13 protein-coding genes are annotated in these 15286 nt (G+C 55.5%); 6 read left to right on the forward strand and 7 right to left on the reverse strand.

The genetic code is table 11. The features are described from left to right. The first annotated feature begins 263 nt into the window (after nt 1–263). Both H7R76_RS16270 and H7R76_RS16275 read left to right on the forward strand, forming a co-directional pair. A complete protein-coding gene (locus tag H7R76_RS16270) occupies nt 264–1565 on the forward strand; it encodes an MFS transporter (RefSeq protein ID WP_106924551.1) in 1302 nt (433 codons plus the stop codon). A 14-nt stretch (nt 1566–1579) separates the two neighbouring features. After that, nucleotides 1580–3946 (forward strand): glycoside hydrolase family 31 protein, encoded by a 2367-nt coding sequence (locus H7R76_RS16275; protein ID WP_182965832.1) that lies wholly within the window; start codon nt 1580–1582, stop codon nt 3944–3946. Between the two features lie 174 nt (nt 3947–4120). On the opposite strand, the gene H7R76_RS16280 is transcribed toward H7R76_RS16275, so the two are convergent. Then, complete coding sequence (locus H7R76_RS16280; RefSeq protein WP_146145688.1) at nt 4121–4435, reverse strand: hypothetical protein; 315 nt, start codon at nt 4433–4435, stop codon at nt 4121–4123. A 164-nt stretch (nt 4436–4599) separates the two neighbouring features. Beyond that, nucleotides 4600–6195 carry an ABC-F family ATPase gene (locus H7R76_RS16285; RefSeq protein ID WP_182965834.1) on the reverse strand — a complete coding sequence of 532 codons (1596 nt, stop codon included), beginning with the start codon at nt 6193–6195 and terminating at the stop codon, nt 4600–4602. Nucleotides 6196–6414: 219 nt separating this feature from the next. Here H7R76_RS16285 and ldtB point away from each other — a divergent pair, with 219 nt between their 5' ends. Next, nucleotides 6415–7335 (forward strand): L,D-transpeptidase, encoded by a 921-nt coding sequence (gene ldtB, locus H7R76_RS16290; protein ID WP_146145694.1) that lies wholly within the window; start codon nt 6415–6417, stop codon nt 7333–7335. Between the two features lie 88 nt (nt 7336–7423). Here ldtB and H7R76_RS16295 read toward each other — a convergent pair whose 3' ends face one another. The 4 genes from H7R76_RS16295 to mntR form a co-directional block, all read right to left on the reverse strand. Continuing rightward, on the reverse strand, nt 7424–8140 hold the full coding sequence (locus H7R76_RS16295) for a GntR family transcriptional regulator (protein ID WP_106924555.1): 717 nt from the start codon (nt 8138–8140) through the stop codon (nt 7424–7426). Between the two features lie 15 nt (nt 8141–8155). Next, nucleotides 8156–9532 carry a glycoside hydrolase family 1 protein gene (locus tag H7R76_RS16300; RefSeq protein WP_106924556.1) on the reverse strand — a complete coding sequence of 459 codons (1377 nt, stop codon included), beginning with the start codon at nt 9530–9532 and terminating at the stop codon, nt 8156–8158. 210 nt (nt 9533–9742) lie between these two features. Next, nucleotides 9743–10852, reverse strand: coding sequence for an anion transporter (locus H7R76_RS16305; RefSeq protein ID WP_106924557.1), 1110 nt, complete (start codon nt 10850–10852; stop codon nt 9743–9745). Beyond that, the gene (gene mntR, locus H7R76_RS16310; RefSeq protein ID WP_106924558.1) at nt 10849–11322 is read right to left on the reverse strand and encodes a manganese-binding transcriptional regulator MntR; all 474 of its coding nucleotides are present in this window, start codon (nt 11320–11322) and stop codon (nt 10849–10851) included. Before mntR ends, H7R76_RS16305 begins: the two co-directional genes overlap by 4 nt. A gap of 181 nt (nt 11323–11503) precedes the next feature. Here mntR and mntS point away from each other — a divergent pair, with 181 nt between their 5' ends. From mntS to H7R76_RS16325, 3 genes are all read left to right on the forward strand, one after another. Then, nucleotides 11504–11629, forward strand: coding sequence for a manganase accumulation protein MntS (gene mntS / locus H7R76_RS16315; RefSeq protein WP_106924559.1), 126 nt, complete (start codon nt 11504–11506; stop codon nt 11627–11629). Nucleotides 11630–11885: 256 nt separating this feature from the next. Beyond that, nucleotides 11886–13466: a phosphoethanolamine transferase gene (locus tag H7R76_RS16320; RefSeq protein WP_182965836.1), complete on the forward strand. Its 1581-nt coding sequence runs from the start codon at nt 11886–11888 to the stop codon at nt 13464–13466. Nucleotides 13467–13581: 115 nt separating this feature from the next. Then, nucleotides 13582–14538, forward strand: a complete 957-nt coding sequence (locus H7R76_RS16325; protein ID WP_182929245.1) for a nickel/cobalt transporter — start codon at nt 13582–13584, stop codon at nt 14536–14538. A gap of 74 nt (nt 14539–14612) precedes the next feature. On the opposite strand, the gene ompX is transcribed toward H7R76_RS16325, so the two are convergent. Continuing rightward, nucleotides 14613–15122 (reverse strand): outer membrane protein OmpX, encoded by a 510-nt coding sequence (ompX, locus tag H7R76_RS16330; RefSeq protein ID WP_052284753.1) that lies wholly within the window; start codon nt 15120–15122, stop codon nt 14613–14615. Nucleotides 15123–15286: the final 164 nt, after the last annotated feature.

Below are 15286 nucleotides of genomic sequence, written 5' to 3' on the forward strand. Positions count from 1 at the left end.
TTTCATGACTGAAAATCCTGATGCTGCATGGGCTGAAATACGTATGTGCAATGTATATCAGCCTGTTATGAAAAAACGTGCACAAAACCCGCTTTCCCCGGATTTTTTTGTCTCTTAAGGTGAATTGGTAGAACAACTTCCATACAAGAACGGTGGAAGTCAAAAACAACAAAAGCAATAACGATCAAAACCTTAAAAAAGTGGTGTAACAGCTTCCCACATAGTTGCCGCACCGTTCCCTACATCATCCTGTGGAGATCCCTATGAGTCAGGGTATCAATAATGAAATGGCCACCAGTAAAACCCGCCGCGTCGTCAAAAACCTGCGCTGGTGGATGCTGGTGCTTTTTTTACTCGGCGTTACCGTCAACTACATCACTCGTAACTCGCTGGGGATCCTCGCGCCAGAGCTGAAAGACAGCCTCGGCATCACCACCGAGCAGTATTCCTGGATCGTCGGTGCCTTCCAGATCGCCTACACCCTGTTCCAGCCGCTGTGCGGCTGGCTGATTGATGTGATTGGCCTCAAGCTGGGCTTTATGATTTGCGCCAGCCTGTGGGCGCTGGCCTGTCTGCTGCATGCGGGGGCCGGTAACTGGATACATCTGGCGCTGCTGCGCTTCTTTATGGGCGGCGCGGAAGCAGCGGCGACCCCGGCAAACGCCAAAACGATTGGCGAGTGGTTCCCAAAATCCGAGCGCCCGGTCGCGGCAGGATGGGCGGGCGTAGGCTTTTCTATCGGCGCAATGCTGGCGCCGCCGATCATCTACTTTGCCCACGCCTCCTTCGGCTGGCAGGGCGCATTTATGTTTACCGGTCTGCTGGCACTTGCCTGGGTCGTGCTGTGGTGGGCGTTTTACCATAACCCGGACAAACACCCGAACCTGGGCAAGGCCGAGCTGGACTATATCCGCCAGGATAACGAAGCGCCGCCGGTCAAGCTGCCGTTCCTTACCGCGCTGAAAACCGTCGGCAAAAACAAACGCTTCTACGGCATCGCGATCCCGGCCTTTATGGCGGAACCGGCCTGGGCCGTATTCAGCTTCTGGATGCCGCTCTACTTCGCCAAGCAGTACAACATGGATCTCAAGCAGATCGCCCTGTTCGCCTGGCTGCCTTTCCTCGCCGCCGATCTCGGTAGCGTCGCCAGCGGTTACTTAACCCGCCTGTATGTGCGTCTGTTTGGCTTCTCACGCGTTAACTCCACCGTGGCAAGCTCCGTGACCGGCGCGTTCCTGATGGTCTCGCTCGCCGTGGTCGCGCTCACTAAAGATCCTATCGTCGCCGTGGTGCTGATGTCGATTGGCGGTTTCGGCCACCAGATTATCTCCTGCATGCTGAGCGCGCTGGTGGTGGAGTCTTTCGATAAAGGCCAGATGGCCACCGTGAACGGTATGCGTGGCTCCGCCGCGTGGATCGCGAGCTTCATCTTTTCCCTGATTATCGGGGTGACCGCCGACAAAATCGGCTTCAACCCGCTGTTTATCGCCATGGGTTTCTTCGACCTGATTGGCGCCATCTTCCTGGTTTCTTTTATTGCTGAACGTCGCGCAAAACGCGCCTGAGAGTGGATGTAGACATGAAAACGCTGAAAAACTGGACCCTGCAAAAACAGTCAACCCATCACGTCGAGCTGCGGGTCGACGGCCAGCACACCCTGTGCCTGTACGTGCTGGAAGAGAATCTGTTCCGCGTACTGTTAAAACGCAAAGGCGAGCTGGCGCTGGATCGCACCTGGAGTATCGCCCCATCGCAGGATGTGCCGTGGGAAGGGCGTGACCGTGAGGATCTCAGCGGCTTTACCCTGCCGACCTGGACGCTGAGCCAGCAGGACGACACCGTAACGGTGGCGACCGAATCCTTACGTGCTACCGTCCACCAGCCGCTATGGATTGAATGGCATTACCGCAACGCCGAGGGCGAGTGGCAGCCGCTGGTCAACGACCGTCCCACCAGCGCCTATCTGGTGAACGCCCACGGCGACGGCGTGGCGCACTATCAGAGCCGCCGCAAAGACGAACGTTTTTATGGCCTCGGCGATAAAGCCGGAGATTTACAGCGTGGCGGCAAGCGCTACGAAATGCGCAACCTCGACGCGATGGGCTACAACGCGGTCAGCACCGACCCGCTGTACAAACATATTCCGTTTACCATCACCCGCCGCGACGACGTGAGTTTCGGGCTGTTTTACGACAACCTCAGCAGCTGCTGGCTGGATCTCGGTAACGAAATTGATAACTATCACACCGCCTACCGCCGCTGGCAGGCAGAGGCCGGGGATATCGATTACTACCTGTTTACCGGCGAGCGCGTGCTCGACGTGACCAAAGCCTTCGTTCGCCTGACCGGTAAAACGCTGTTCGGACCAAAATGGAGCCTCGGCTACAGCGGTTCCACCATGCATTACACCGATGCGCCGGACGCGCAGAATCAGCTGATGAACTTTATTCGCCTGTGCGACGAGCATGCCATTCCGTGCGACTCGTTCCAGCTCTCTTCTGGCTATACCTCGATTAACGGCAAGCGCTATGTGTTCAACTGGAACGACGACAAAGTGCCGCAGCCGAAGGTGATGAGCCAGGCGTTCCACGATGCCGGTCTGCATCTGGCGGCGAACATTAAGCCGTGTCTGTTACAGGATCACCCGCGCTACGGCGAAGTAGCGGAACAGGCGCTGTTTATTCGCGATTCCGAAAGCGACGGTCCGGAACGCTCCAGCTTCTGGGACGACGAAGGCTCACACCTCGATTTCACCAACCCGCAGACCGTGGCCTGGTGGCAGAACGGCGTGACCAGCCAACTGCTGGAGATGGGTATAGATTCGACCTGGAACGATAACAACGAGTTTGAAGTCTGGGACGGCGAAGCGCGCTGCCACGGCTTTGGCAAAGAGATTGCCATTAAACATATTCGCCCGGTGATGCCGCTGCTGATGATTCGCGCTTCAATGGAAGCCCAACAGCGCTTTGCGCCGAACAAGCGCCCGTATCTGATCTCCCGTTCCGGCTGCGCCGGGATGCAGCGCTACGTGCAGACCTGGAGCGGCGATAACCGCACCAACTGGGACACCCTGCGCTACAACACCCGTATGGGGCTGGGCATGAGCCTGTCCGGGCTGTACAACCTTGGCCACGATGTCGGCGGTTTCTCCGGCGATAAACCGGACCCGGAGCTGTTTGTACGCTGGGTGCAGAACGGCGTGATGCATCCGCGTTTCACCATCCACTCATGGAACGATGACCATACGGTTAACGAGCCGTGGATGTACCCAGCCGTCACCCCGGCGATTCGCAGCGCCATTGAGCTGCGCTATCGTCTGCTGCCGTATTTCTACACCCTGATGTGGCAGGCGCACGCCGACGATGAACCGATGCTGCGCCCGACGTTCCTCGACCACGAGCACGACGCGCAGACCTTTGAAGAGTGTGACGACTTCCTGCTCGGCCGCGACATTTTGGTGGCCAGCGTAGTGGAAGCCGGTGAACGCGAGCGCCGCGTCTGGCTGCCGGACAACGAGGCAGGCTGGTATGATTTCTACACCGGTGCCTGGTTCAGCGGCGGCCAGTGGCTCACCCTCGACGCACCGCTGGAAAAACTGCCGCTGCTGGTTCGCGCCGGTGCCGGTTTACCGCTGAGCGAACGCATTACCTACGTGAAGGCGGAGGAAGATACGTTGCGCGAGCTGAAGCTATTTCCGGTGAAAGGCGTGGGTTCTTCAACGGGCCTGCTGTTTGAAGATGACGGTGAGTCGTGGGGATACCAGCAGGGCAACGCGCTGTGGCTGGAATGGGAAATGGTCTGCACCGGCAGTACCATTGACCTGAAGGTCAACGCGCGCGGCGATTATCGTCCGGCGTGGAAGGCGCTGAAGGTGACGCTGCCTGCCAATGAAAAACGTCAGCTACTGATTAACGGCGTCGCCGCGACAGAGTGGATAAACCGCTGATTGTTTTCCATTGGTAACAAAGCACGCCATGAGTGTAACCGCTCATGGCATTTTTTTGCGTCTCTCACGCCGCCGCAATCAAAAAACCAATCAGCACACCGTACAAAACGACATTGACCACCAGCAGCATAATGATCATCAGCATCGGCCCCGTTCAAAGGTTGAGCGGTAGGGTTAACTTTTGACAATGGCCAGACGAATAAAAGTCAGCATCGCCACGCTGCACACTAGCCAGTTTCGCACCCCGGCCAGCAACGCTTTTCGCCGTCTCCAGACCTCAGTATGGCTTCGTCGTCGACAGTGCGCCAGACACTCTTCAATCGCGTCCTGGCGGGTGATGTTGCTGACGACCCGGGTACCAAGCTGTTCCGCTTCAACGTCGTTTTCCATCCGACTCATTGTTATGTAGAAAACGGGGCCGCGCTGCCGTATCAGGTAACGATAAAGGGTTCTGTCGTCCGTGCTGGTGTAGAGCATGAATTCTTGCATCGTCTCTTCCGCCATCAATGAATGTGCAGGAGCCATTTCTTCATAAAATTGTGCAGGAATTATGGTGTGGCGGGGGTTTCGGAACGTTGTTGATGAATTGTTTGTGATAAATGATGTGGTAACAATTCCCGATGACGCGAGCGCCATCGGGAAGCGATCTGGCATTAACCGTCGATACCTTTGCTGCGCAGGTAATCTTCGTAGTTGCCGGTGAAGTCGACCACGCGCTCCGGCGTAATCTCGATCACGCGGGTCGCCAGGGAACTGACGAACTCACGGTCGTGAGAAACGAAAATCAGCGTGCCCTGATACATTTCCAGCGCCATGTTCAGTGATTCAATCGATTCCATATCCAGGTGGTTAGTCGGTTCATCCATCACCAGAATATTGGGTTTCTGCATCATCAGTTTGCCGAACAGCATACGGCCTTTTTCACCACCGGACAGGACCTTCGCCGGCTTCTTGATGTCGTCCTGGCTGAACAGCAGACGCCCCAGGAAGCTGCGAACCACCTGCTCATCGTCGCCTTCCTGCTTCCACTGGCTCATCCACTCAAAGACGGTCAGATCGTTTTCGAACTCGTACTCGTGATCCTGCGCGTAGTAGCCAATGCTCGCGTTCTCGGACCATTTCACGGTGCCGCTATCCGGCTGCATGTCGCCAACCAGCGTCTTCAGCAGGGTGGATTTACCCACGCCGTTGGCGCCCAGAATGGCAATCTTCTCGCCCACTTCCAGCAGCAGGTTGAAGTTTTTGAACAGCGGGCCGTCTTCAAAGCCTTTGGTGAGACCTTCCACTTCCAGCGCGTTACGGAACAGTTTCTTATCCTGTTCAAAGCGGATGAACGGGTTCTGACGGCTGGAGGCTTTGACTTCTTCCAGCTTGATTTTATCAATCTGACGCGCGCGGGAGGTTGCCTGACGCGATTTTGATGCGTTAGCGCTAAAGCGGCTGACGAAGGACTGCAGATCGGCAATCTGCGCTTTCTTCTTGGCGTTGTCGGCCAGCAGACGTTCACGCGCCTGGGTTGCCGCCGTCATGTATTCGTCGTAGTTGCCCGGGTAAACGCGCAGTTCGCCGTAATCCATATCCGCCATGTGGGTGCAGACCATGTTCAGGAAGTGACGGTCGTGCGAAATGATGATCATGGTGCTGTCACGCTCGTTCAGCGTCTGCTCCAGCCAGCGAATGGTGTCGATGTCCAGGTTGTTCGTTGGTTCGTCGAGCAACAAAATATCCGGGTTAGAGAACAGCGCCTGCGCCAACAGCACACGCAGCTTCCAGCCGGGCGCCACTTCGCTCATCGGACCGTAGTGCTGCTCCAGCGGGATCCCCACGCCCAGCAGCAGTTCGCCCGCGCGTGATTCCGCAGAGTAGCCGTCCATTTCACCGTAGAGTACTTCGAGATCGGCCACTTTATAGCCGTCTTCTTCGCTCATTTCCGCCAGACCGTAGATGCGGTCGCGCTCTTGTTTTACTTCCCACAGTTCGCCGTGACCCATAATAACGGTGTCGAGTACGGAGTACTCTTCGAAGGCGAACTGATCCTGACGCAACTTACCGATGCGTTCGTTCGGATCGAGGGAAACGTTGCCCAGCGTCGGCTCTAAGTCGCCGCCGAGGATTTTCATGAAGGTAGATTTGCCGCTCCCGTTGGCGCCAATCAGGCCGTAACGGTTGCCGCCGCCAAATTTGACGGAGATATTTTCGAACAGCGGCTTACTGCCAAACTGCATGGTGACGTTGCTGGTAACTAACACGGGAGTATCCTGAAGAATGTGACAAACTCCCTATTATGCCACAGTTACGAATAAAAAGCGCCCGCCTTCGCGAGAAGGCTAAACTGTAAGGTAAGTGAAAAAAATGTGATTTCGTACACATCCGAATTCCCTGTGACGGCGAATGCACATATAATGCGCTCCTACCAACAGTCTGAATTCCCAAACAACCGCCGTAATGGCACTGATACCTCGCACAACATGAACATGAAATTAACAACGCTTTTCGCTGCGGCGCTCGCTGTCGTAGGTTTCTGCAATTCGGCTTCAGCGGTAACGTACCCGCTGCCGACCGATGGCAGCCGTATTGTCGGTCAGAATCAGGTCATCACGATCCCTGAGGACAACAAGCAGCCGCTGGAGTACTTCGCCGCCCAGTACCAGATGGGTCTGTCCAACATGCTGGAAGCTAACCCGGGCGTGGATACCTACCTGCCTAAAGGCGGCAGCGTGCTGAATATTCCTCAGCAGCTGATCCTGCCGGATACCGTGCATGAAGGTATCGTCATTAACAGCGCGGAAATGCGTCTGTACTACTATCCGAAAGGCACCAACACCGTGATCGTGCTGCCAATCGGTATCGGCCAGTTGGGTAAAGATACCCCGATCAACTGGACAACTAAGGTTGAACGTAAGAAAGCGGGCCCGACCTGGACCCCGACGGCGAAAATGCACGCAGAATATGCTGCGGCAGGCAACCCGCTGCCGGCAGTGGTTCCGGCCGGTCCGGATAACCCGATGGGCCTGTACGCGCTGTACATCGGCCGTCTGTATGCGATTCACGGTACCAATGCCAACTTCGGTATCGGCCTGCGCGTAAGCCACGGCTGTGTGCGTCTGCGTAACGAAGACATCAAATTCCTGTTCGAAAACGTGCCGGTTGGCACTCGCGTAGAGTTTATTGATGAGCCGGTGAAAGCCACGACCGAACCCGATGGCAGCCGCTACATCGAAGTTCACAACCCGCTGTCCACCACCGAAGCACAGTTCGAAGGCGGTGAAACGGTACCTGTGACGCTGACCAAAGCCGTACAGGCAGTAACCAGCCAGTCCGACGTTGACCAGAGCATCGTTGACCAGGCAGTGAAAAACCGTTCCGGTATGCCGGTTCGTCTGAACTAATCCATCCGGATTGCCCGGTGACGGCCTACATGTCCGTAGGCCGGATAAATGCAAAGATAAAATGGCGGGAGATAAACCCGCCATTTTTTTATCCGTTATTCACAATTACAATCCCGCCGTGATCGTAACGATAGTGGCAGTGCGCATACTCCAGCGGCGTCCCGTCATCCAGGTAGATCACCTGCTCAACTTCCAGAATCGGATCGCTGGCTTCGCAGTGAAGATGCTGCTGGTCAAGCTCGCTCGGCTTCAGCGCGCGCACCACGCGATAAGACCCCATCATCTTCAGCCCCAGGTTGTCCTGCACGTAGCGAAACACCGAGCTTTCCAGATGCGCCTTGCTCAGCCCCGGCACCAGCGACACCGGCATCACCGTGGTGTCCAGCGACAGCGGTTCTCCGTTAAGCAAGCGCAGGCGCACAAAATCGTACACCGGCGCATCGGCGTTAATCAGCAGCGAAGCCTGCTCTTTATCGGTAGGAAAACGCAGCTCAAAGCGGATTACCTGGCTTTCAACTTTACCCAGATGGCCCCAGGTTTCGGTCGCTCCGGCGTAGTCGCTGCCGTGAATATCCCACTGAGAAAGCTGGAGGAAATTTTTGCGGATAAACGTCCCCTGCCCCTGACGGGTGTAGACCAGCCCTTCCACGATCAGCTGGCGCATCGCCTGCTGAATGGTCATGCGGCTGGTGCCAAACTCCGCCGCCAGCGCAAACTGGTCAGGTAAGGGATCGGCGGCAGCGTACTGCCGACTGATGATCCGTTTTTTAATTTCCCGCGCTATCGCGATGTACTTCGCTGCCATGCCCCGCTCCTGTGATTACATCTCTTCGCCGTTGCTATGAATCGCCCGCTTCAGCCAGTCGTAGCTTTTCTTCGGCACGCGCTTAAGGTCTTTTAAATCGTGGTTTTCGCGATTGACGTAGACCACGCCGTAGCGCTTACGCATATCGCCCTGCGAGCTAAGAATATCAATCAGCCCCCAGCCCAGATAGCCAATAACCTGGGCGCCATCCTCAAAAATCGCCGCTTTCATGGCGTTGATATGGTCGCGATGATAGGCGATACGATAATCATCGGCGATCGGATTTTCGCCGTCCCACTGCTCAATCACCCCAATGCCGTTCTCAATCGGAAACACCGGCAGGCGCCAGTCATTGTAATAGCGGGTAATAATACTGCGAAAACCGAGCGGATCTATCTGCCAGTTCCACTCGGTGGCCTTCAGGTGCGGGTTCGGCTTGTCGCCAAACAGCATGTAGTTATTGACCGGCGTACCTTCCGGGATCGGATCGCTGTCCAGCGTGCGGCTGGCGTAGTAGCTGAACGCCATATAGTCGTTCTTCATGGTCGCCAGCACCGCCAGATCGTCCTCGCGATAGATGTCGCTGAACCCCGCTTGCTTAACAAAGTGCAGCACTTCCGGGCTATAGCCTTCACCGGCAAAGGCGCGCAGGAGATTCTGATTGAAGAATTCGTCGAGCTGCTGGGCGCAGAATACGTCGCGCGGCTTGCAGGTGGCCGGGTATACCTGGGCGTGCGCCAGCATGCCCCCCATCAGTTTGCCGGGTTTGGTGTCGTGCAGGTAATGCGTCAGGTGCGCATGCGCCATCATCACGTGATGCTGGATTTCATACAGCTCGCGCAGCGTTTTGTCACCGCGCATATAGCCGGAGATCAGGAACGTTTCCGGCATATGGTAAAGATTCTGCTCGTTGAAGGTCAGCCACCAGGTCACCCGATCGCCGAAGCAATCGATCATCTTTTTGCCGTAGCGGATAAACGCTTCCATCACGCGGCGATCGGTAAAACCGTTGTATTTTTCGGCCAGCGCCAGCGGCATATCGAAGTGGTACAGGCAGATCATCGGCTCAATACCGCGCTCGATAAGGCCGGTGATGAAACGCTCATAGAAGGCAATGCCCTCTTCATTGAACTCACCATCGCCGCTCGGACAGACGCGGCTCCAGGCAATCTGGAAACGGTAGCAGTTCATGCCCAGATCTTTCATCAGATCGAAATCTTCTTCATAGCGGTGGTAGGCGTCGGTTGCCACCTTCCAGTCAGAAGCAAACTCTTTTGGCTCGCGAATATCGTATACCGACATCCCTTTTCCGCCCTCATTCCAGGCGCCTTCGGTCTGCATACTGGAAACGGAGTTCCCCCACAGGAAATGGGCGGGCAGTGATGGTTTCATGGTTCGGCTCCTATATGACTAGTCATTTAAATTTAATGACTAGTCATATACCGTAAAGCCGAAAAAACACGCAACCGGGAAGATCGTTTTATGTGAGATCGAAGAGAATTTTCCCACAGGATGAGAAGATAGGCAGGCCGGATAAGGCAACGCCGCCATCCGGCAGCGTGCCGTACAATGCCTGAAGGTGCTTCGCTTGTCAGGCCTGCGTTAGAAAAGCAAAAGCAGGCCGTACCCCACCACAGCCGCCCACAGCAGCATCGGAATAGAGTACAGGTGGAAACGCCACCAGATGCGTCGGTCTGCCGCCATACGCAGCGCTATCAGGTTTGCCAGCGAGCCGGGCAGCAGCCCGAAGCCACCAACGTTGACCGCCCACGCCAGCAGCGTCGATGGCGGCACATAGTTCAGCAGCAAAATAGTCGACGGTACGTTGCTAATCACCTGCGATAGGCCAATCGCCGTCAGCCACAGCGACATGCCGGAAAGCGCGCTGGCCCCGCCAAACGCCTGCTGTAGCACCGGTAGTTGGGTCAGCAGATGAACATCGATGAACATCGCCATAAACACCAGCAGCAGCGTCCAGTCCACGCTCAGCACCACTCGCCGAGCCAACAGCAGGAAACCCACGGCGATGACGATAAGCCCCCACAGTTCCTGCTTCATTTCCAGCGCGGCAAGAAAAATCAGGTAGAAGGCCAGGCAGCTCCATACCAACAGCGGCTGCCAGTCAGGCGTGCGTTCACTGCTTTGAAACGCCAGCTTTTTCGCCGGGAAACAGCACCAGCATAGCACCAGCAGCGTGGCTAACATTGCCACCGCCAGCGGCAGCATTTGCAGGGTAAAGGCCGGGAAAGAGAGACCCGATCGCCCCCACAGCAGGATGTTCTGCGGGTTGCCAATCGGCGTCAGCAGCGAACCGGCGTTCACCGCCAGCGCCTCAAAAATAATCAGCCGGTTAATCGGCAGCGCGCACCATTTTTTTAGCGTCAGGGTCAACGGCACCACGATAAACAGCGCCACGTCATTGGTCAGAAAGGTCGACAGCAGCGCCGCCGCCAGAACCATAAACACCGCCAGCTGACGCTCGGTGGCAAAACGGCGCGCCATTTTGCGCCCCAGGACATCAAAATAGCCGCTTTGCTCTACGCCTTTGGTCAGCAGCATCAGCCCGCTGAGGGTAATAATGGTGTGCCAGTCGATGGCCGCCGGCCAGCGCGCGGGGGCGAAGGGAACAAAAAAACTCAGCAGGACGCCGACGAGAATCAGCAGGTGCAGAAAACGGTCGCCCGCCAGCGACCGAAGAAAAGGGAGGTTCATTCCACGAATTGCCCGTGCTTCAGGGTGAACTGACGGAACATGTCGAGCGTTTCCTCGCTGACATGATGTTCAATACCTTCCGCATCGCGGCGCGCGGTATCGGCGCTAACGCCGAGGGCCAGCAGGAAAGTCTCCACGACCTGATGGCGCTCACGGCTCTCCTGAGCCAGTTTTTCGCCCTCTGGCGTTAAAAACACGCCGCGCCACGGGATCTGCTCAATCAGCCCTACGCCCGCCAGACGCTTCAGCATTTTCGCCACCGTGGGCTGCGAGACGCCCAGACGCGCTGCCATATCCACCTGTCGCGCCTCGCCCACTTCGCGAATTAGATCGGAAATCAGCTCAACGTAATCGTCAATCAGTTCGCGGCGATGCGCTTCGCGTACCTGGCGAAACCCCTCAACGTGCTCTTCAACATTCACCAGCTGCGTCACTTTTTTTGTTATTGGCGTACCTGCGCGACGGCCCATAAAGCTTCCTCATCTGTGCGACGCCGGAACGCGTCATCAAAAGTGCGCCCATTGTAATGGATTGTGACTCAAGCACAAAAATTTAACGTTTTAGCCATAGCTATAAAATATAGCCTGTGCTATATCTGTATGTAATGCAAACGCTCATCACGGAATGATGGGCCAGAAAGCAGGAGGAACCATGAACGAATTCAAGAGGTGTATCAGCGTGTTTAGCCACTCTCCTTTTAAAGTACGGTTAATGTTGATCGGTATGCTGTGCGATCTGATTAACAACAAGCCGCAGCAAGACAAGCCGTCCCACTAAGCGGCGTGCGAAACGCCGCTTCATCTCGTTGTCATATTTGGCTGGCAATCTACCCGTTTGCGCCCAAAAACCCCGGTTATTTTCTGGTTTTGTAAGCGCCCTCCCAAAACAATTCGTTATCAGTAGTTGACCCAATAATAAGCTCGCTTTATCTTCTTGCAGCCCTGTCCTTTGCGTCCCCTCTTTGCGCATGGCCTGGCCAATAAAGACCCCTTGACGCCAGGGGCCGCACATGGCGTTTTGATAGTTGTAATCTATGAATCTAACCCTGAAAGAAACCCTTGCTGCACGTGGGCTCGCCGTTAGCCCGTGGACAGGATTGTACTTTTTACAATCAATCCTGATAAACCTGGCGCTGGGGTATCCCTTTAGCCTGCTGTATGCCGTCGCGTTTACCGGCGTACTGCATCTCCTGTGGCGCACATCGCCCAACGTGCAAAAGGTGATACTGGGGCTTTATTCACTCGTCGCCGCGCTCTACTTTCCGTTCAGCCAGGCCTACGGTGCGCCGAACTTCAACACCCTGCTGGCGCTGCACGCCACTAACGTAGAAGAGTCGACGGAAATTTTTACCATCTTCCCGTGGTACAGCTATCTGGTCGCGGTGTTTATTTTTACGCTTGGGGTCATTGCCGTACGGCGTAAAGCGGTCGATAAAACGCGCTGGCACCTGATGGACACCCTGTGCCTCATCTTCTGTATTGGCGTGTTTTTTGTGCAGCCGATACAAAACAAAGCCTACGGCGGCGTCTTCAAGCTAAAAGACAGCGGCTATCCGGCCTTCCGTTTCGTGAAAGACATTATCGTCAACAATAACGAAGTGCTTGACGAACAGCGCCGCATGGCCGAGCTGTCTGGGATGAAAGACACCTGGAACGTGCTGGCGGTGAAGCCGAAATATCACACCTACGTGGTGGTCATTGGCGAGAGCGCGCGCCGCGATGCGCTGGGTGCCTTTGGCGGCCATTGGGACAACACGCCGTTCGCCAGTTCGGTGAACGGCTATCTGTTTACCAACTACGTCGCAGCCAGCGGTTCGACGCAGAAGTCGCTGGGCCTGACGCTGAACCGCGTCGTCGACGGCAAGCCGCAGTATCAGGATAACTTCGTCACCCTCGCCAACCGTGCCGGTTTCCAGACCTGGTGGTTCTCGAACCAAGGGCAGATTGGCGAGTACGATACGGCGATCGCCAGTATCGCCAAGCGTGCCGATGAAGTGCACTTCCTGAAAAGCGGTGACTTTGAGGCGGATAAAAATACCCGCGATGAAGATCTGCTGAAGATGACCGAACAGGTACTCTCCACTCCGCGCAGTCAGCCGCAGCTGATTGTGCTGCATATTATGGGCTCCCATCCGCAGGCCTGTGACCGCACCCAGGGCAAGTACGCGCAGTTCGTACAGTCAAAGGAGACCTCATGCTACCTTCACAGCATGACGCAAACCGACAGCCTGCTGAATCAGCTCTACGATCAGCTGCGCCGCACGACGGACAGCTTCTCGATGGTTTATTTCTCTGACCACGGTCTGGCCTTTAAAGAACGCGGCAAAGCGGTGCAGTACCTGGCCCACGACGATAAATACCAGCAGAACTTCCAGGTGCCGTTTATGGTACTTTCCAGCGATGATAAAGCGCACAAGCTCATCAAAGCGCGACGTTCAGCCAATGATTTTCTGAGCTTCTTCACGCAGTGGACCGGGATCCAGACCAAAGAGATCGCGCCGAAGTATCGTTTTATTTCGTCGCAAAAAGCCGGGAAGGTCTACATCACTAACTTCCAGTTACAAAAAGTGGATTACGACACGCTCAAGACCGATCTGTTTGATCCAAAGAGCTAATTCCACGACGTTTCTTTGACTTCCCGTTTACCTTTTATCCCGGTAAACGGGTAGCAAACGCCCCCGCTATCGCCTTACTATACTTGCTTTACGACCACCTGAAGCAGGCCTCATCATGATCGCACAACGCCTCACGCGCGACTGGCGCTTTCCTATTGCCGGGCTAATGATACTGTTGTTGCTCAGCGCGACGTTCGCTCTGCACGCGCACTGGAACGCCTTTATCCAGTGGTGTCTCGCCACGCAAATTACCCTGCACCGCTACCTGGTCATGTACCTGCTGCAGCTCAATAACCATGAATACAGCGGCGGCCTGTGGCTGCTGCTTGGCGCATTTTTTTACGGCGTGCTGCACGCCGTTGGCCCGGGCCACGGTAAGTTTATTGTCACAACCTACCTCAGCACCAACAAAGAGAGCCTGCTCGCCGCGCGTGTGGTGCCGTTTCTCGGTAGCCTGATGCAGGGCATCAGCGCGATTCTTTTTGTCTTTATTCTGGCGGTCGGTTTCAACCTTGCGTCAGGCGATCTCAGCACTAGCCGCTGGTACGTTGAAAAAATCAGCGCGCTGATGATTGGCGCGTTCGGGCTGTTCGTCATCTATCAGTCTCTGAAAGGTCTTCGCCCCCGTAAAATGTCCATTACGGCGCTCAGGCCACAGCATCAGCATGATGAAAACTGCGGCTGTGGGCATCACCACGGCGTGGGTTCGGCGCTAACCCAGAGCGACTGGAAAACGCGCCTTGGCGTCATTCTGGCGATTGGCGCACGGCCGTGTAGCGGTGCAATCATGATTTTGATGTTTGCCAACGCGCTGGGGATTGTGACGTGGGGAATCGCTGCGGTGATGACGATGGCGCTGGGGACCGCACTATCAATTCTCGGCCTATCGCTGGCAGTGCGCTATGCCAGAGAGCGCACGGTGGCCCTGTTTGGCGGCGCGTTCGGCGGGCAATGGGTTATTCCTGCGGTGAAAATAGCCGGCGGGATCATGTTGATTTTGTTTGCCACGGTGCTGTTTCTGACGGTGATACCGATTAGCGCAAACGGAGACTATATTGCGGCGGGCTGTTGAATGTGACGGGAACGGGGTGTAAAAAAGGCATTAAAAAAGGGGTCCTGAGACCCCTTTTTGTATCACCGAAGTGATTAGAAGCGGTAACCTGCACCAACGATCCAGGTACCAACGTCAACGCTACGAATGCGAGACTGCTCGTAGGAGAAGTCCAGAGCAACGTTTTCGATCGGGTTGAACTGCAGACCTGCGCCGTAGGAGAAACCGTAGTCGCTGGTGCTGTTGTTATCCGGGAACTGGTTGCCCTGTGCTTTACCGTAGCCCAGGCCGATTACGCCGTAGATGCTTGCCCAGTCGTTCAGACGGTAAGCAGGACCCGCAGTGATGCCGTAGTACTGACCTTTGGTGTACACGCCGTTCTGGGTGTCACTTTTTTCAGTGTAGGTGAAGGAGCTGATCACACCCAGCGGGCTGTTGTCAGCTTCGTAGCGATATTTCAGGTTGAAGCCGCCAGCTTTGTTAGCGACGCCCTGCATATCACTCTGTGCGTAACCACCGGTAACAGTGGAGGTTGCAGCTACGGCAGTACCTGCGGAAACAGCCAGAACAGCGGCCAGTGCTGAAAGACATGCAATTTTTTTCATAACCACCTCAAATGTGCTTCTAATAAGTCCGTAAGTTTTAAATATATCAAAAATTGTTAAGAAACTCTTTGGTCCTGATGATGTCTAAGGGCAGCTTTGATGTAACAAAAATTTTCCATCACCGCCTATCACCTTCATTTAACACACGTTTTTACGTTAAATCT

Source organism: Klebsiella sp. WP8-S18-ESBL-06 (genome assembly GCF_014169755.1).
In the GTDB taxonomy this organism is placed as follows: Bacteria; Pseudomonadota; Gammaproteobacteria; order Enterobacterales; family Enterobacteriaceae; genus Kluyvera; species Kluyvera ascorbata_B.

Coding starts and splice junctions, on each gene's coding strand:
- H7R76_RS16270 (WP_106924551.1), top strand. CDS start 264: ATGAGTCAGGGTATCAATAATGAAATGGCCACCAGTAAAACCCGCCGC.
- H7R76_RS16275 (WP_182965832.1), top strand. CDS start 1,580: ATGAAAACGCTGAAAAACTGGACCCTGCAAAAACAGTCAACCCATCAC.
- H7R76_RS16280 (WP_146145688.1), bottom strand. CDS start 4,435: ATGCAAGAATTCATGCTCTACACCAGCACGGACGACAGAACCCTTTAT.
- ldtB (WP_146145694.1), top strand. CDS start 6,415: ATGAACATGAAATTAACAACGCTTTTCGCTGCGGCGCTCGCTGTCGTA.
- H7R76_RS16295 (WP_106924555.1), bottom strand. CDS start 8,140: ATGGCAGCGAAGTACATCGCGATAGCGCGGGAAATTAAAAAACGGATC.
- H7R76_RS16300 (WP_106924556.1), bottom strand. CDS start 9,532: ATGAAACCATCACTGCCCGCCCATTTCCTGTGGGGGAACTCCGTTTCC.
- H7R76_RS16305 (WP_106924557.1), bottom strand. CDS start 10,852: ATGAACCTCCCTTTTCTTCGGTCGCTGGCGGGCGACCGTTTTCTGCAC.
- mntR (WP_106924558.1), bottom strand. CDS start 11,322: ATGGGCCGTCGCGCAGGTACGCCAATAACAAAAAAAGTGACGCAGCTG.
- mntS (WP_106924559.1), top strand. CDS start 11,504: ATGAACGAATTCAAGAGGTGTATCAGCGTGTTTAGCCACTCTCCTTTT.
- H7R76_RS16320 (WP_182965836.1), top strand. CDS start 11,886: ATGAATCTAACCCTGAAAGAAACCCTTGCTGCACGTGGGCTCGCCGTT.
- H7R76_RS16325 (WP_182929245.1), top strand. CDS start 13,582: ATGATCGCACAACGCCTCACGCGCGACTGGCGCTTTCCTATTGCCGGG.
- ompX (WP_052284753.1), bottom strand. CDS start 15,122: ATGAAAAAAATTGCATGTCTTTCAGCACTGGCCGCTGTTCTGGCTGTT.